Origin of the sequence: Shewanella carassii (genome assembly GCF_019670705.1) — a bacterium.
Classification (GTDB): Bacteria; Pseudomonadota; Gammaproteobacteria; order Enterobacterales; family Shewanellaceae; genus Shewanella; species Shewanella carassii.
Genome location: NZ_AP024618.1, coordinates 3,822,890 through 3,840,788, shown reverse-complemented (window position 1 = coordinate 3,840,788; position 17,899 = coordinate 3,822,890). Strand labels below are relative to the sequence as shown.

The following is a 17,899-nucleotide window of genomic DNA, read 5'->3' as shown; positions in this document are numbered from 1 at the left end:
GTGAAGCCTTGTTAATGTGTTGCAAAAATGTCAATGGCAGGTGTTTCCAATTTTGAGTCTTGGAATTTCAAGGCGGGCTTACCATGGATGCCGGTCTGATACTTTTGCCAGATTGGGATGAGTGATTCATGAAAAAAGTGTTGCTGGGGATGGATGGGCTGTTTGGCCGAACCGGCGGCCTGGCGGCGGCGGATCAGCTGGCGTTGCTGAGAGGATTAGGGTTGATATTGCAGCTGGGGCTGACTCTGTTTGGCAGTGATGCCTTTGGCCTGACGCCACAACCCGAACCCTTGACGTGGATCCTGGGGCTGGAAAGCGCCTATCTGGCCCTGACCCTGTGGCTGCGCCATCCCCTCTATCGTCAGAGTGCCGGTATCTTCATCGCCCTGTTGCTGGATACCCTGTTCTGGATCTCCTGGTTATGGTTTTCCGGTGGCGCCACCAATGCCTTTATTTCGTTGTTGCTGGTGCCGATTGCGCTGGCGGCGGTCACCTTACCCGCCTGGGGCAGTTGGAGCCTGGCGGTGCTGTCGACCCTGGCCTATAGCCTGATGATCTTAAGCCTGCCGGAAGGTCATGTGCGCCATCACGGCATGGATATGAGCTCACACTTTCTGGGGATGTGGCTCAATTTTGTGGTGTCGGCATTGGTGTTGACTACCAGTGTCGCCTTGATAAGCCGCCGTCTGCGGCGTCAGGATACTGAGCTCGGTTGGCTGAGGGAAAATCAGCTGCGACAAGAACAGCTGTTGGCGCTGGGCACGGCTTCGGCGCAGATGGCACACCAGTTGGCGACTCCACTAGCCAGTCTCAGATTATTGTTGGACGAAGTCATGGAAGAGGGCGCAGATAGGGAGGCACTCGAACAGATGGGCCAGGCTCTGGCCCGCTGTGAGGTTACACTCAATGAGCTTCGGAATGCCACTGAATCGATTCGAGAGCGCCGTCGTCAGCTCATCAGTTTAGATGACCTGGGACACAACATGCGCCAACAGCTGATGCTGCTGATGCCCGAGGTGGATTTTAGCCTTACCCTGCCCGCTGGCCTGACTGAACGTGAAATTATCACAGATGCCAGCTTGTTACCGGCTTTACTGGCGCTGGTGGATAACGCCGCCAAGGCTAGCCTCGGTAATATCAATGTACCTAAAGTTGAAATCGGTTTTGAAGCTGCCACTGAGACCCAACTGGAGATCCGCATCAAGGATTATGGTCGCGGCATAGAGGCGCATCTCTTGGGTGAACTCGGGCTGATGCCGGTGGCGAGCCGCACCGGCATGGGCGTTGCCGTACTATTGAGCCACGCCAGCCTGGAAAGGTTAGGTGGTCAATTGATCCTCCAAAACGGCCCCCAGGGTTGTGAAGCGCGCGTCAGTCTGCCCTTGCAGCCTCTCGCTGCCACTGTGGGAAAACCGGCATGAAGCGACTGTTGATCATTGAAGATGACCTGGCATTGGCTGCCATTTTGAAACGGCGCATGCAGAGGTACGGTTTTGAATGCTGCCATGCCGAAGAGGCCAGTCAAGCGTTGCTCAGCGCCCGCAGTTGGCAGCCGAGCCATGTATTGCTGGATATGAAGTTGGCGCAAAGCAATGGCCTAAATCTGATTGTGCCGCTGCGAGCCAGCCTGCCCAAGGCCTGTATCGTGCTGCTCACAGGCTTTGCCAGTATCGCCACTGCGGTAGAGGCGGTCAAACTGGGGGCCGATAACTATCTGGCCAAGCCGGCCGATACCCAGACTCTTCTGGCGGCGCTTCATGTCGACCCCGAGCCTAACATTGTCCAGCCGTTGCCGGACGAAACCCCGTTACACCCCAAGCGGTTGGAGTGGGAACACATTCAGCAGGTACTCAATGCTAATAAGGGGAATGTTTCGGCCACCGCTCGCCAGTTGGGGATGCACAGACGTACTTTGCAACGCAAGTTGGCCAAGAAACCTGTTGCCTAAAAAAATCCCGGCCTTTCGAGACGAGAAAAGGCCGGGCAGGTTCAATAGCAGTGGATATCTCTAAGGCCTGCGGGAGCACGAAGAGGATGAACCCGGAAGTGGGCGTCAGTCAGGACTCCCTTAAAAACGGTACTCGCCCATGACCCAGGCGTTGAGACCGGGTTGTGGCAAACGCTCGCCTACCGCAATATCACCGCCCATCACCCGGTTATAACCGGCGAGATGGTCGACATATTCTCTGTCCAGCAGGTTGTCTACCCCAAGCTTGAGCATAAAGCTGTCACCGCGGTAACCGGCCGCCATATTGACTAAGCCATAGCCTGCAGTTTCCTGCTCCAGCTGAGTGGCCGAGACCTTGTCCTGGGCGGCAACCGCTACTGTCTCCAGGCGGGCAAACCAGCTGCCTTGATCCCAGTTGAGGCCCAGGGTCAGGTTGGGCGGGGCGATACGGTAGAGTTTGTCTTCCACGTCGCGGCGTTCGCCATAGGTATAGGCCGCCTGCAGATCCAGACTCCACTGTTCATGCAGTTGCCAGCGGGCGTTGACATCCATGCCGTAGAGCAGGGCATCGGTATTGCTGAACACCAAGGTGTTGGCATCTCCGGCGGCGATAATGGCCGGGTCATCCGTGGGGAGGCCCTGAATATAGTTGTCGATCCTTTGGACAAATACCCTAGGGGTCAGACTGAAATCCTGGCGGTGTAAATCCAGTCCCAGTTCCAGCTGCCAAGCGGTTTCCAGATCCAAGTCCATCTGGCCCACATAGGTACGGCCATCGGCCAGCCCGCCGGTGGATTGCATCGGCACCCATAGGTAACGCTGTTGGTAGCTGGCACTGGCCTGTTTGCGCGCCAGGCCGATAATGGCATCCAGCTCATTGTCGATTTCAAAGCGGCCGTTGATCACCAAGTCCAGCCCGGTATCGTTTTGGCTGCGATCGGCCTGGTTGAATCTGTCCATCAGGGTCTTGATTGCCGGTTTCATGGCCGCCATAGAGTGGTTCACGGCATCGGCATCAAACCTGTAGTGTTTTACCCGGCTGCCCAGTTGCCAGCTCCAGCGGCCAAACTCCTGCTGCCATTGGGCGTAGAGGCTGTAAACGCTGTCGTTGACACCGTTGAAGTTATCCACCTGGAATTTGCTGTTGCTCGGATCTGTGATTAGGGTGTCATGCTCGGCCTGACGCCAGTCAAAGCCAAATTCCCAGCTATCTTTGGCAAGTTGCCAATGGCCATCGAAACTCTTGGAGTCGGCTATGGTATAACGCGGTGCCACAGTGGGCTTTTTCATCCGCAGGCTGAAGTTGTCCATGCCGTGGCGGGCATCGCTGTAGCCCAGGTGCCAGCGCATCTGCCAATCGGCCAGCAGGTGCTCGCCACTGAGTTTGAATCTGTCGGTGCGGATATAGCCGATATCCATCGGCAGTGCCGGGGTGGCGGCATCTGTGGTTTCCAAATGTTGGAATGAGAAGGCTATCGACTCGTCATCGGCGCTGCTGTCGGCCAGGTTGAATCTGTATTCACCACCGAATACCTGTTTGTCGTAGACGCCTGGCAATAAGGGGTGGTTGTCGCCACTCTCGGGCACATCATTGCCCTTGAACATGTCGCCATACAGCATGAGCGCTTGGCGCTCGCCGCCGAAATTACTCTTGACGCCGATGCGGCTCTGCTCGCCATTGTGCTGGTATTGGCCGCTGACCAGACCGCTGAATTCATCGAAACGCGCCTGAGATTCCACGACCCGGATGCTGCCACCCAGGGTATCGACGCCGCTGGCTACCGGGGCTATGCCGCGATCCAGTTCTAACTGCTCGGTGATCACCGGCACGGCATAACTTAGCGGGGTATCCATGGCATTGGGGCCGGCTCCGGCCATGCTCATGCCGCCGACCTGGGTTTCCACTCTGTCACCGAAAAGGCCACGATACTGAGCTATGCCGGTCAGCGGGCCGTTGCTGTTAACGTTGGCGCCGGGAAGAGATCTTAGTAAGCCGCTGATGTCGGCCTTGGGAGACGCCGTTTCGGGTGAGGTATGCAGTACGCTGCTCTGTACACTGCCGCGTACCACCAGCACTTCCATGGGAGAATCACTGGCCTGGACAGAGGTGCCAAGGCCGAGAATAGGCAATAAAGCCAAATATAGAGTCGAAGGATAAAAGCGCATATCTTATTGATTTTGGTTGTTTTGAAGGAGGCCCATTCTGTGCCTGATAACCAAGCTGGGCAAAGGTAAACAGCCAAAGTGCGACAAGCTGTCGCACCTGCATCATTATCCCTAAGTGGTTTTATCTGTGTTGGGGGGGGGGAGCCAAGAGGACGGCTCTCATTTGGGCCGCTATTATGCCAGCGGAGTGAACTTGATCAGTTCGGCAATGCTGTGGACACCGAGCCGCTTCATGATCTTGGCGCGATGCACTTCTATGGTACGTAGTGACAGGTAGAGGGCCTCGGACATCTGTTTGTTGGTCATCCCTTGCACCAAGAGCTGCAATACCTGCTGCTCGCGTTCGGTTAGGGTGGCGTATTTCTGCTGCAGCTGTTGCTGTTCATGGGTCTTGAGGCTGTAGTCGAACGCCTTTTCGATGGCCGCAGCCAGTGCCTTGCCGGCAACGGGTTTCTGGAAAAAGTCGCAGGCTCCCTGGCGGAAGGCGTTGACCGCCATGGGGAGATCGCCATGACCGGTAAGAAAGATGATCCCCAGCGGGCTGTTGGCTTCCAGCAGTTTTTGCTGTACCTGCTCTCCCGTGAGCTCCGGCATGCGGCTATCGAGAATGACACAACCCGGCCCCGTCAGCTTGGCGTTATTGAGAAACTCCTGGCCACAGGCAAAGGCTTGCAGTTGGTAACCAAATTGGCTGAGCATAAAACTGAGCGAGTCACGGACGGCAGCATCATCGTCCACCAGATAAAGTACGGTGTCAGTTACATTTGTCACTAAGATTTCTCACTGGGGTGAATAAGCCAATCCTAATCTTTGTTGTATCTGGGCTCAAACCTGGTTGCTGGCTTTTAGAGCCAGATCACTGAGGTATTGACCGACATTTGCCCTCCATCAAGTTATTCTTTTGCTGGCTGTATTAGCTTATCTTCATGGATGAAAGGGGAGTGGGAATGGCCAAAATATTAATCTTGATACTGTTGTTGGGAGCCGGATGTGCTTCGGCTTCGGCGCAACTGTATGAACCGGCGACCGATGCCGAAATGGGTGACGAACCCATAGAGGCTGTTTTTCGGGTCGGAGTCTTGGCCAACCATGGGGTCGCTCAAGCCAAAGAGAGATGGCGTCCCATGATGCGTTATCTGAGCCAACAGCTGCCCGGTAATCGCTTTGAAGTTGTGCCACTGACATTTACGCAGATGAATCAGCAACTGCTGGAGCACAGGATCCACTTCATTGTGACCAACCCGGGACAGTATTTAAGTCTCAGCAGCCAGTTGCCCCTGTCGTGGCTGGCCACCATGCGCAGTCGCAAACATCAGGGCACCACCTTTGCCATCAGTTCGGCGATCATAGTGCGGGCCGACAGCCCGGTGCGCAACATTGAAGAGTTGCGTGGCGCCACTGTGGTGGCCAGCGATCCTCAGGCGCTGGGAGGATATCAGGCGACGGTAGGCTTGCTGAATAAGCGCGGCTTTGCCGCCAAACGTTTCTTCGGCGAGGTGCGTTTTTTGGGGTTCCCGTTGGAACCTCTGGTTTATCAGGTGCGTGACCGCACTGTCGATGCCGCCATTACCCCTTTCTGTACTTTGGAAGAGATGGTGGAAACCGGTTTGGTCGAGCGGGAGGACTATCGGGTGATTAACGGCGTTAAGCCCGAGGGTTATGACTGCGAGACCAGCAGCGCCCTCTATCCCAACTGGTCGTTTGCCGCCTCTGACCTAGTGCCCAGCCATATTACCCAGGCAGTGACTCTGGCATTGTTTGATCTGCCCTATGACTCTGAAGCCGCAATTCAGGCAGATATTATGGGGTGGACCGCCCCCATCAGTCAGCTCAAGGTGATTAAGTTGTATGAAGAGCTGGAGTTACATGGCGGTCCGCCACCACTCTATGAAGCCGCTATCGACTGGGTGCGTAAGAACCAGGAGTGGGGCGGCGTCTTGTTGTTATTGTTCCTGATCTCGACGCTCTATCACCTATGGCTGGAATACAAGTTTCGTCAGAAGAGTGAATACCTGTTGGCGGCAGAGCGGCAACTGCGGGAAAAGGCACTGCAACTGGAGCGAATACAGAGTGCTGCCATATTGGGTGAAATCGGTGCCGGGCTGGCGCACGAACTCAACCAACCCATAGCCGCCATTACTCAATACAGTGAGGGCGCCATGATGGTGTTAGAGCAGCGCGCCGCCAGCGGTTGCGGTGAGCGTGCCGATGCCATGCGCGAGGTGCTGACCAAGATCAACAACCAGTCTATCCGCGCTGGAGCTGTGGTACATCGCATTCGTGGCTTATTGCGTCGGCGCCGTGCAGAGCCGGAACTGATCGAGATTGAGCACTTGCTCAAAGATGCGCTGGCACTGTTCCAACGTCCCATAGAGCAACAGCATATTGAGCTCAAAATCAGTCATCATGGGACGGCACGCCCCTTGTTGGGAGATGCGGTAGGCCTGAGCCAAATGCTGGTCAATCTATTGAAAAATGCCATCGATGCCTTGGAAGGGGTAGCGGGCAAGCGGGAAATTCAGGTGGCGATCGACTACGAGTCTCCCCCCCCATCAACTGCTGCCAAGGGAGAGTGGTTACTGCTGGAGTTATTGGATTCCGGCGCTGGACTCAGTGCCTCGGCAGAAGAGCTCATCGCCTCTTTTGCAACGACCAAGGAGGATGGTTTGGGATTGGGACTGGCCATCTGCCGCGATGTAGTGACTCAGCATAATGGTCATCTGGAGCTGGAAAACCGCCGCGATTGCCGCGGTTGTCGGGTGCGGGTCTGGTTGCCCTTGGCAGAGGCATTGCCTGCCGAGTGAGGCAATGCCTTGTGAGCAATGCTTGGGTGTTAGCGCAGCGCGCTCAGGGTTTGCCACTGGCGGCGGCCGAATTCCAGCACCACACCTACTGCCAGACCGGCGGCGGCATTGACGGCCAGGCTCACCACGGCGGTCGCCAGGATAACAAAGATACAGAAAGGCTTGCCGTCCAAGAGGCGTTTGGACCAGGCCAACTGCAAGCCGGCGGTGGACAGCAGACTACCGAGAATAGCCAGCGGAATAAGGCTCAGCAGCCAGGCCACGTTTTCCCCCCAGGAGAGGGCTATTAGCAGGCAACTGCCGCCGAAGATCAGCGGCGCCCACAGGTGGCGGGCACCGAAATGGTATTGCACCGCCAATCCACCGGCACCGTGGCACATGGCCGAAGCACCGAAGGGACTCAGCAGCAGATTGGCCAGGCCAGAGCTGGTGGCAAATGCCTTGGGGCTGAAACGCTGGCTGTCTTCGGGGAACTTCTCTTTGGCCATCACTGAGGTGGCGATAACGGCATTGGTCAAAGTCAACGCCAGTTGTGGCAGCACCAATAGGGTCGCTGCGGCGCCCCAGTCATTTAACTCGGGCCAGCTCAAGTGCCAAGGCGTGTTGTTGAACACAAAGCCGCTGTCGCTGCCGCCTTGCTGGTATTGCCACAGCATGCCGAGGGCGATCACCAAGGGCATGGCCAGATAGCGCAGCGGGATAAAGCGGGCAAAGAAGATCAGTGCGAATGCGCCGAATCCCAGCACAGGCTCGTCGGCCATCATCTTGAAACCCATCCATAACAGCTGCAGCCCTATGGCCAGTTGGATACCGACACTGACAGCCTGGGATATTTGCCGCGACAGCCAACTGATGGCGCCGGAGGCCGCCAGTACCAGCAGTATTACTCCCATCAGCATGGCGCTGGCTTGCATCATGCCCGGTGTCAGCCCCTGGGCGATGACCAGGGCGGCAATCACCTTCATGGGTTGTACGGGAATGGGGCGGCGATAAAATAGGGCGGTGGCGATGGCAAAGAGACCGAAACCGAGAAAAATGCCTTGGGGAGAAAACTGATTCAGGGCGATCAGCCCAAGTACTAGAGGGAGGAAGGTTCCCAGATCGGCGAAGGCGCCGCTAAGCTCTCCCAGGGAGCGGTTTAATGAGGAAAAAGTCTTGCCGTTTGTTGTCATTGCACTTGCCACAGAAAAGGATGCCCAGACAACGCAAGAAAAATGCCATTTTTTACCGCGAGTTGCATCATCAATGACCCGAATTTACCGCCATAGTCTAATTTAGTGTAGCGCCGCTTGGACACTTTGACCTGGAACTGGGTCTAAATGTCTTTTTGGGCTCAGTGATTTTATGACTTTATTGGGGGTGGGGATGTTAAGAGTGACCGGCTCCCGGGAGGTGGGAGATGCGGGAGCCGGTCTTCAGGACTTACCTGAATCGGATCAGCGGGCGTGGCGAGCGCCGCCTTTGTACTTCATGGGATCGCCCTCATAGCCCAGCGCCCGCCAGTCGAGGCGGTCACCGCCGTTGTGGCAGTCGGCGCACTTGAGTGCTTCGCTCTTGGGCGAGACCATGTGGTTGATACGCCACCACATTTCGGTTTGGGCAAAGCCGTACTGACCGCTGTAGCTGATGCCCTTGGCCTGCATGGGCTCGCTTGCGGCCATCCCTAAGCGAATCGCCTTATCCCAGTCAAACTCAGACCAGAAACCGCCCTTGCCATAGGTCTTGGGATTGAGCAGCACCTTATTGACCTTGTCGTACACCTGCTTGCCTGTGTGCACCTTGAAGGGGTAGATCTTCGCCTTGGGATCCTGAATGTCACCCAGGGGGAAGGTCAGACGGGTGACCTGCTCTGGATCCATCTTGTCACCGGCCATATAGGCATCGGCGCGGCCGTTGTACCAGGCGTAGCTGGGCTTGACCATCTTGCCCCAAACGAAGCTGCCCTTTTTCTTGGCGTAGCTGTGACGACCATATTGATCCAGGCTCTCTTCCCTGTCTTCACCGGCAGTGGACCAGTCCCAGTGCAGCTTGGTGGGCTCATGGCGGGCAAAGAAGGGGATGTGGCAGGTCTGACAGGCCACAGTGGCTGCGTGCTTGTTCAGCTGTTTGTTGCCGTGTGGTGCACTGTCGTGGCAATTGTCACAGCCGATATGATCTTCACCGCCGGGGGACACACCCATGGCGTTACCGCTGATCATATGCTTTTGGGTGGTGTGGCAGTCCTGACACTGGAAGTCGTTGCCGTCGCTGTCCATATGTACATCCGTGGCCTTGTCCGGGTAGGCCATGGAGGAGTCGAGATCGCCATGCTTGACCGCATCTCCGCCGCCACCATAGAAGTGGCAGCTGCCGCAGTTATCCCGCACCGGCTTGCCGACATTCTGGGCGACCCGCAGCAGATCCACTGTCTTGAATACCTCTCCGGCCGCAACGGGATCTTTAACATAGGTGCCCGTGGTGTCATGGCACACCAGGCAGTCCACCTTGGTCTTGTCCTTGAAGTCGAAGCTGTTGTCTTTCCAGCCGTAACCGGCATGGCAGCCGGTACAGCGAGGTTCATTACCGGCAATGGAAACACAGAAGTTGTTGATGGAGTTTTTCTTGCCCCGTTTGACTGTACGTCCGGGCAGTTCCTGCTCCAGCTCCCAGGTCCAGTGGGATGACAGCATAAAGTCATCGGCGTCTTTTTCATGGCACTCAAGACAGGCCTGGGTCACTTCCGAGCCTGTGTTGAAAGGGCCCTTGAGCACCTCTTTGTGGGGGCCAATGGCCTGGGCCTGGCTCAGGAGGCCGAGCCAGAGTGCCGTGGCTATAAATGGCAGATAAAATGTTTTCATCTGTGTTCCTCCCTAGAAATTCACAGTCAGTGAGGCGTTGATATCCAGCGCCGTATCCACCACGGGCAATAACGAATAGGCGCTGCCGTCCAGCACTTCATCCACCTTCACAGGTGCACCCACGGGCGTGCCCGAGCCAGTGTATTCATAGTCGTAGTAGAGCCCCGCCAGCTTGATAAACATCCTGGGATTGATATCGAAGATGTAGTAGGCCTCGGTCACATGGCCGCGGGTGGCCAGTTTGCTGCCGACCGGGTCGTCCTGGGCCTGGGTGAAGGGCGTCCAGTACTTGGATCCATAGTTGTATTCCAGACCGAACTTGCCGTAAGGCGCCGGGATCTGCATGCCGATATAGATGCCGTAACCATCGTGGGAGGCATCGGACTCGGCGCTGGATGGCACCAGCAGCAGTTCATCGCCACTGCTGTTGAGTTCTGCCTGGAACACGGCATCGGTCAACATGCCGCCGAACATGCCGGCGTTGCCGTTGCTCTCAGCGCGGGTCCAGCCGAAGGAGGCAAACAGCTTGAGATCGTCATCGGACTCATAGGCATAGCCCAGGCCGCCCAGGTACATGTCGCCTATGACCCCGCTGGGTTGCACCCGGGTAACAAAGTTGAAGTTGTCGAATTTCTGCAGATCACTGTAGAGGGTGGGAGCGAAAATTCCGGCCAACTCGTTGGGGAAGGCCATGGTGCCCTTGAAACCATCGTTGATATCCCGCGCGGCAAACAGGGTCAGTTGCAGGAAATGGTTACCGTCGTTGATCACATCAATGTTGAAACCGCCCAGATGGGTGTCCTTGCTGACGGTATCGCCATAGAGCTCGCCATTGCCCCATTGGGACTCAAAGCCCTGACCGTAACAGAAACGCACCACTTGGCCTTCTATCCCGGTGAGCTCTCCAAGCTTGTAGCCCAGAGTGGCGCCGTCAAAGTTGAAGTTGACCAGGTGTCCGGAAGGGGTGCCGCCACGCTTTTCATTTTCCCGGTAGTGGCTCGGCGGACCATAGGTGGAGGGGCGACGGCCGACAGACAGATAAAACTCGCTGCCGCCGATGTTTTTCCAGTCAAAGTAGGCGCGCTCGACCCGCAGCCAGTCGCCACTGGGGTTGCCTGAGTTGGTGCCGTCCATGGTGAAAGAGCGCCAGGAATCAAACACCTGCACACCGGTGGAATCGCCCCAGTCCTTGAACATGGTCAGGCGTCCGGCAAAGCTGACGTTGTCCCACACCTTGGCCTTGAGATCGAGCCGCAGCCGAGTGGTGTAGAAGATGTCATTGTCTATGTCGCCACTGCGATAAGGCGCCAGCACATAGGGCATAACGCCCTGCAGTTGTCCCTGGGCAAAGGCGTTGGCCAGCTCAGGGTTGGCGGCCATCATCTTGCCAAGGGGCGAGGTGGGATCCATGGGGTTGCCCAGTTCGCCGGCCATGGCTTTGGCGCCGAAGTCGTTGAAGTCCATCTTGATCGCCGGATGCCAGGTGACATTGCCATAGTGCAGCGAGTGGGCTCGAGTGCGAAAGTCACCGCTGATCTCCAGTCGATCGAGCGCCGTGTGCCGCTCTGTCTTGTCCACCCGGCTGTTGAGTATATCCAGCTCTTCGGTGATCTCCTGCAGTTGCTGTTTAAGCTCGCGGATCTTGGTGCTGTCATCCAGTTCTCCGGCCTGGAGCTGGGGGCTGCCCAGCAGAGCCAAACCCAGTGCCTGGGCCACCGCCAGTGCGATAAGAGTACGCATAGTAGATTCTCCTGACCGGCCTTGCCGGTCGTTTTCAGGCAGCAAGCGGCCCTGGGGTAACCCCATACTTGGCTTACTGACTGTTAATGATTATGGGAAGGTGCGAACAAGTCCCATGTGTGCTCTGCGTCGGCTTACAGGCCTGGATGCAAGGCGTGGTTCGCAGCAAATGGCCTAGTCCTTTGCAAGAAGCACAACACAGCAGGCAGGCCTGTAAGCCACGCCCTTCGGGGCTCTCACAGCAACCGGCTCTCTACGTTATCCGACTTCGACAGGCCCCGGCATGCCTTCAGTCAGATGCCTTGAACGCCAATTGCTGTGCAAGCCAGAGTGCCACGAGGACTTATTCGCACCTTCCCGCGCTATCAACCGCAGGTCTGGGGTTGATCCGAGTCGGCGGCATGGTCGTACAGGAACTGTTGAATATCCTTGAGTTCCTGCTCAGTTAAAGGCTGAAACGCCTCGGGTTTGGCTTTGTGTTTGTCTCTGGCGAAGAATCTGTCCCATTGGCTCATGGTCTTGCTCATGGGAGTCAGTTCGCCGCCTATGCCTGCTTTGCTGTGACACTCTTTACAGACTTTCTTGTACAGGTGTTTGCCTTTCTTGGGGTTGCCGCCGTCGGCTGCGGTGGCGCCTGTGGCCAATGCACAGGCTAAAAGCAGAAGGCCGAGTTTGCTGCTGGTGTTCATCATCTATTCCTCTGGGTGACCGCCCGCTCCGTTAATGGGCTGTTATTTTTAGTGTCCATTCGGTTATTAATTTAACAACTCGGGAGTTTTTCAGCTTTGAACTGGATCACTTCCATGAAATAAATCTAATTGATAAAAATTTCATTGAAATTAATCTAATGTAAGTGTGGTGGTTTTTATTTAACAATATGATTTATAACAGTTTTGTTTTTGTTTTCTGACAAGGGTAACAACAAGAAAGGCGTAAATTTTAGCTGTGATCTGCTTAACAATTGTGAATATTTGTCATCTGTTCACTTGTGAATGTAAATTTTTTTGATGTTTTTGAGTCTAAAAATATCGGCTCAAGCCAGGGGCGATTGCCTTCACATTTTTAAGGACTTTCAAAAGTGTTTACCGTGCCTGGATCACACTCATCCTCGCTATGTGGTTTACCACAATACCCACACAAATCTAATGGGTAAACAATAGGTTCAAGCCGCGGTAGTCAAGCGGTATCCAATACAAACAATAACCTGTGTGAGCGACCTTTCCCTAAGGGGAGAGGATGGAGGTAAACCATGATAGAGCTTGATCGGCGCACCTTTCTGAAAGGGGCTGGAGCCGGAGGGGCAACCTGTGCCCTGGCCGGGGTTCTGCCCGGTTCACTGGCGGCTTTGGGGCATGGCCCTTTGACCGGCAGTGCCACTGAAATTGCCAGTATGTGTGAGATGTGTTCGACCCGTTGCCCGATTTCGGCGCGGATAATCGACGGCAAAAACGTCTTTATTTCTGGTAACAAAGAAGCCAAATCATTCGGCGGTAAGGTTTGTGCCCGTGGCGGCGCCGGCCTTAGCCTATTGTACGATCCACAAAGGATCGTTAAACCACTCAAGCGCGTTGGTGAACGCGGTGAAGGCAAGTGGGCCGAAATCAGCTGGCAGGAAGCCTATCAAACCATCGCCAGCAAGCTGAATCAAATCAAGGCCGATCACGGCCCTGAAGCCGTGGCATTTTCCTCCAAGTCAGGCTCGCTGTCCGGACACCTGTTCTATTTGGGGCAGGCTTATGGCAGCCCCAACTCCTTTACCCATAACACCACTTGCCCGGGCGGTTATGTGGTCGCCGCCAAGGCGATGTTCGGTACCAAGGTGAAGCGGGATCTCTCCAACTCTAAGTACATTATCAACTTTGGTCATAACCTCTATGAAGGGATCAATATGTCCGAGACCCGTGGCCTGATGAAGGCCCAGGCCGACAAAGGCGCCAAGTTGGTGGTGTTTGAACCCAGATTCTCGGTAGTGGCCGATAAGGCCGATGAGTGGTATGCCATTCGTCCCGGCTCGGATGTGGCCGTAGCCCTGGCGCTGTGCCATGTGTTGATTGCTGACAACCTCTATGACAAGGCTTTTATCGAGCGTTATGTCGTAGGTTTTGAAGAGTTTGCCGCCGAGGTCAAGGCTTATACTCCTGAGTGGGCCGAGAAAATTTCCGATGTGCCCGCCGCCGACATTCGTCGTATTGCCCACGAGTATGCTGCTGCTGCGCCTCATGCCGTGGTCGACTTTGGCCACAGATCTACCTTTACCCCGGAAGAGTTCGATATGCGCCGGGCGCTGTATGCCGCCAACGTGCTGATCGGTAACCTGGAACGCAAGGGTGGCCTCTACATGGGCAAGAAGGCGGGTGGTTACAACAAGTTTGCCGGTGAAGCCGTGGCCCCTGAGCTGGGCAAGCCGGGCGTCAAACTGCCCAAGCCGCAAGCCAAACGCATCGACCAGATGGATGAGCAGTTTGCCATGGCCTGGTCCGGTGGTGGTATCTATCAGTCAATCATAGATGCGACTCTGGAAGCCAAGCCTTACCAACTGCGCGCCTGGGTTATGAGCCGCACTAACCCGATGCAGACCATGACCGACCGTGCCAAGGTGGTTGAGAGCCTGAAGAAGTTGGAGTTTGTGGTTTCCTGTGATGTTTACATCAGTGAAACCGCCGCCTGGGCCGACATCATACTGCCCGAGTGTACTTACCTGGAGCGGGATGAAGAAGTCGCCGACAAGTCCGGCAAGAACCCGGCCTACTACCTGCGTCAGCAAGTGGTGGATGTGATTGGCGATGCCAAGCCTTCCTGGCAAATCTTCCGTGAACTGGGCATAGAGATGGGCTTGGAGCAGTACTATCCCTGGGAAAACATGGAAACCCTGCAATTCCTGCAGGTGAATAAAGACGCCCAGCTGCTGCAGCATATCAAGGACAAGGGTTTTGTCAGCTACGGCAAACCGCTGATGCTGCGTGAACCCAAGATGGTAGCCGACTTTGTCGCCGCCTACCCCAACGCTAGAGCCATGGATGAAGACGGTACTTACGGCAGCGCGCTCAAGTTCAAGACCCCCAGCGGTAAGATTGAACTGACCTCCGCCAAGGTGGAAGGCATGGCGCCTGGACGCGGCACTATCGCCTATCGTGAAGTGACCCTGAAACAGCCGGACGAGCTCTACTTTATTCAGGGCAAGGTGGCGGTGCATACCAATGGCGCGACCCACAATGTGCCTATGCTGGCCAACCTAATGTCCGACAACGCCGTTTGGATCCACCCTGACACAGCCGCCAAGCATGGCATTGAGAATGGGGATGCCATTCGCCTCACGTCCAGTGTCGGTAGTGAAGAGGGTCATGCGCTGGTGACCAAGGGTATACGTCCCGACACAGTGTTCGCCTACATGGGCTTTGGCTCCAAGAACAAGGAGCTGGCACGGGCGACCGGCAAAGGTGTGCACTGCGGTAACCTGCTGCCCAACGTGACTGCACCTGTGTGCGGTATGAACGTACACACCACAGGTGTGAAGCTGGAAAAGGCATAAGGGGAGGCGAAGATGACTAAAAGATATGTGATGGTGCACGACGAGAATAAGTGCATCGGCTGTCAGGCCTGTAACGTCGCCTGCCGCAGCGAAAATGGTGTACCTGAGAGCGTAACCCGCCTGCAGGTACGGGTAGAAGGCCCATTTGGTGATGCGCCGCATCTGCACTTCAAGTATCACAGGGTGTCCTGTCAGCAGTGTGAAGATGCCCCTTGCGTCAAGGTTTGTCCTACTGGGGCGGCCTATGTGGGCGAGGACGGCATTATTTCCATCAAGGCGGAGAAGTGTGTCGGCTGTATGTACTGTGTGGCGGCCTGCCCCTACAAAGTGCGCTTTATGAACCCGGAAACCAAGGTGGCCGACAAGTGCAACTTCTGTAAGGACACACGTCTGGCTCGAGGCGAACAACCCGCCTGTGTGACCGTATGTCCTACCGATGCCCTGGTGTTTGGTGATGCCAACGAGGCCGGTAGCGAGGTGGCGACTCTGCTCAACACCCGCGTGACTTATCAGGACAAGACCCATCTGGGGACTAAACCCAGAATCTACCGTATTCCTGTCAAGAGAGGGGGGATCCAATCATGAACAATACTTGGGGCGATATGACACAATACGACCCTGTAACCTGGAACTGGGTCATTGCGGTTTACCTCTTCTTGGCTGGGTTATCGGCGGGCAGTCTGCTGATTGGGATCGGGCTGCGTTGGGTACAAAACAAGACAGAGGGGGATAGCGGCCTTCTCAAGGCGGCAGCCTTGATAGCACCCGTGGCCATCTGTCTGGGGATGGTGTGTCTGGTGTTTGACCTGACCAAACCGTTCCACTTCTGGCTGATCCTGATCAACTACAACCTGACCTCCGTGATGTCCATCGGGGTGTTGGCGCTGCTGGCCTATATTCCGCTGACCTTTGCCTATGCGCTGGTCGTGCTGAAAGATGATCTCGGTAACTGGGGTTTGGGCTTCCTTAAAGGGATTGCAGAATCACTGACTGGCCTGCGCAAGACCATGGAAGTGCTGCTGTTCGTGCTGGCGATTGTCGTGGGGGCCTATACCGGCTTCCTGATCTCCGCCATGAATGCCTATCCCATGCTGAACACTGCCGTATTACCGGCGCTGTTCCTGGTGTCCGGCTTGTCGGCCGGTGCGGCCGCCAATGCGGTAGTGGCGCTGCTGCTGTTCAAGACAGACAAGCACTGCCCGCAGCTGGGACGGATGCATGGCCTGGAACTGCCCATAATGGCGACAGAAATTCTGTTCCTGTTCATGCTGTTCTGCGCGCTCTACTTCAAGGGCGGTGCCGCCGCCGCGGCGCTGGCATCATTGACAAGTGGCGTCTGGGCCAGTGTGTTCTGGATTGGAGTTGTGGGTATAGGTTTTGGGATCCCACTGCTTTCCATGTTGTTGCTACCGGCGAGTACCCGTCACACCAAGGGCGCCATGTTGGCGGTAGCCTGCTGCAGTCTGACCGGGGTGCTGGCACTTAGACACTTCATTCTCTATGCAGGTCAGAGCTATCTTGGTTAACAAGCACCTCTGAACCTGTTTTGCCTCAGCCCGTATCATTTGATACGGGCTTTTTTGTGTTTGATGTCATAGTTTCATCGAGATTTGGACTATCTTTAACCCAGATAACCGCTTGTGTCAGGTTATAGATAAAAACAAGAGGGTGATGAGATGAAACTGAGTCTGTTGACACTGCTTACCACGGGGCTTGCCAGTACGCTGACGCTGGCAGCGCAAGATGTTTATGAGGCCCGCTCCGATGCCATGGGCGGCGTTGCCGTGGCGGCCGGTAATCGTGAGGCGGCGGCCTTTTCCAATCCGGCGCTGCTGGCTTTGCCCTCGCGCCGCAGCAGTGACTTCAGTTTACTCATTCCTACCATAGGCGCCGATGGCGCCGATAAAGATCAGATGATCGATAAGTTTGACGCCCTGCAGGATAACTATGACGCTCTGGTCAATGCCATAGACGCCGCCGACACAGCGGCTATCGATGACTACCGAAAGCGCCTCAGTGGTGACTTGCAATCGCTGCAGGGCAATAGCGCCTACGTTAGTGCCGGTATCAATATGGCGTTGGTCATGCCCTCGGATGGTTTTAGCTATGCCTTTGTGTTCAAGAGTTATCTCGATGCTCTGGGGATAGCCGAAATCGCCGCTGCAGATATTGATACCCTGGATAATCTGGATCCCAATAACCCGCCGGAAATCCAAGATTTGACCTCCCAGGGGCGAGTGGTAGCCGGGGCGGTTTCCGAGCTCGGGGTTGCCGTGAGCTATCCGCTATCTATCGTCAACATGCCGGTGACAGTGGGAGTCACTCCCAAGCTGCAACGGCTGGATAGTTTCAACTATGCCGTCAGCGCCAATAACTTCGATGCCGATGACTTCAACGACGATGATTATCGTAGTGATGATTCAGGCTTTAACCTGGATCTTGGCCTGGCATTCCAGCCATTGGATGGTTTGGTTATCGGTGTCAGCGGTCGTAACCTCATCAAACGGGACTTAAGCAGCATAGAGGCCGGCGGCGTGCAGCTTACCTATCAGGTGAAACCTATGGTTACCGCCGGGGTGGCCTATGACTGGGCGGCTTTTTCGCTCAGCAGCGACTTGGATCTTACCGACAACGACAAGTTTGCCGAGCTTGAGGGCAGCCGCTATTGGCGTTTAGGCGGTGAATACCGGCCTACCGACTGGGTTGCTTTGCGGCTCGGTTATCGCCAGGATCTCAATGATCACAGCGCCGATCTCTACTCACTCGGGACAGGGTTCGCCATAGGCAACAGCTTCCGGCTGGATCTCACCGGTATGTTTGGCAGTGACGATGCCATAGGCGGAGTACTGCAAACCAGCTATCACTTCTAACAGCG

General features: G+C 55.8%; 13 protein-coding genes. 7 read left to right on the top strand and 6 right to left on the bottom strand.

What is annotated here, in order from left to right; genetic code table 11:
- Positions 1-128 precede the first annotated feature (128 nt).
- Both K5621_RS17225 and K5621_RS17220 read left to right on the top strand, forming a co-directional pair.
- Entirely contained in the window at positions 129-1,421 is a 1,293-nt protein-coding gene (locus K5621_RS17225; RefSeq protein ID WP_425332449.1) for a sensor histidine kinase, read from the top strand.
- Positions 1,418-1,948, top strand: a complete 531-nt coding sequence (locus K5621_RS17220) for a response regulator transcription factor (RefSeq protein ID WP_100144621.1) — start codon at positions 1,418-1,420, stop codon at positions 1,946-1,948. The genes K5621_RS17225 and K5621_RS17220 overlap by 4 nt, the downstream gene beginning before the upstream one ends.
- A 120-nt stretch (positions 1,949-2,068) precedes the next feature.
- Here the strand turns inward: K5621_RS17220 and K5621_RS17215 are convergent, their stop codons facing one another.
- The gene (locus K5621_RS17215; RefSeq protein WP_100144623.1) at positions 2,069-4,114 is read right to left on the bottom strand and encodes a TonB-dependent receptor; all 2,046 of its coding nucleotides are present in this window, start codon (positions 4,112-4,114) and stop codon (positions 2,069-2,071) included.
- 174 nt (positions 4,115-4,288) lie between these two features.
- The gene (locus tag K5621_RS17210) at positions 4,289-4,885 is read right to left on the bottom strand and encodes a response regulator transcription factor (RefSeq protein WP_268239857.1); all 597 of its coding nucleotides are present in this window, start codon (positions 4,883-4,885) and stop codon (positions 4,289-4,291) included.
- Positions 4,886-5,151: 266 nt separating this feature from the next.
- Here K5621_RS17210 and K5621_RS17205 point away from each other — a divergent pair, with 266 nt between their 5' ends.
- Positions 5,152-6,918 (top strand): sensor histidine kinase, encoded by a 1,767-nt coding sequence (locus K5621_RS17205; RefSeq protein WP_100144931.1) that lies wholly within the window; start codon positions 5,152-5,154, stop codon positions 6,916-6,918.
- A gap of 29 nt (positions 6,919-6,947) precedes the next feature.
- Here K5621_RS17205 and K5621_RS17200 read toward each other — a convergent pair whose 3' ends face one another.
- From K5621_RS17200 to K5621_RS17185, 4 genes are all read right to left on the bottom strand, one after another.
- Complete coding sequence (locus K5621_RS17200; protein WP_208243222.1) at positions 6,948-8,090, bottom strand: putative sulfate/molybdate transporter; 1,143 nt, start codon at positions 8,088-8,090, stop codon at positions 6,948-6,950.
- Between the two features lie 264 nt (positions 8,091-8,354).
- Positions 8,355-9,755 (bottom strand): tetrathionate reductase family octaheme c-type cytochrome, encoded by a 1,401-nt coding sequence (locus K5621_RS17195; protein WP_221049873.1) that lies wholly within the window; start codon positions 9,753-9,755, stop codon positions 8,355-8,357.
- A 12-nt stretch (positions 9,756-9,767) separates the two neighbouring features.
- Positions 9,768-11,495 carry a DUF3373 domain-containing protein gene (locus K5621_RS17190; RefSeq protein WP_221049872.1) on the bottom strand — a complete coding sequence of 576 codons (1,728 nt, stop codon included), beginning with the start codon at positions 11,493-11,495 and terminating at the stop codon, positions 9,768-9,770.
- A 365-nt stretch (positions 11,496-11,860) separates the two neighbouring features.
- Complete coding sequence (locus K5621_RS17185; protein WP_025010197.1) at positions 11,861-12,187, bottom strand: c-type cytochrome; 327 nt, start codon at positions 12,185-12,187, stop codon at positions 11,861-11,863.
- Positions 12,188-12,744: 557 nt separating this feature from the next.
- Between K5621_RS17185 and phsA the strand changes: the two genes are divergently transcribed.
- From phsA to K5621_RS17165, 4 genes are all read left to right on the top strand, one after another.
- The gene (phsA, locus tag K5621_RS17180) at positions 12,745-15,024 is read left to right on the top strand and encodes a thiosulfate reductase PhsA (RefSeq protein ID WP_100144630.1); all 2,280 of its coding nucleotides are present in this window, start codon (positions 12,745-12,747) and stop codon (positions 15,022-15,024) included.
- A gap of 12 nt (positions 15,025-15,036) precedes the next feature.
- Complete coding sequence (locus tag K5621_RS17175) at positions 15,037-15,609, top strand: 4Fe-4S dicluster domain-containing protein (protein WP_039033542.1); 573 nt, start codon at positions 15,037-15,039, stop codon at positions 15,607-15,609.
- Positions 15,606-16,550: an NrfD/PsrC family molybdoenzyme membrane anchor subunit gene (gene nrfD, locus K5621_RS17170; protein WP_221049871.1), complete on the top strand. Its 945-nt coding sequence runs from the start codon at positions 15,606-15,608 to the stop codon at positions 16,548-16,550. Before K5621_RS17175 ends, nrfD begins: the two co-directional genes overlap by 4 nt.
- 150 nt (positions 16,551-16,700) lie before the next feature.
- Positions 16,701-17,894, top strand: coding sequence for a conjugal transfer protein TraF (locus K5621_RS17165; protein WP_100144634.1), 1,194 nt, complete (start codon positions 16,701-16,703; stop codon positions 17,892-17,894).
- Positions 17,895-17,899 lie beyond the last annotated feature (5 nt).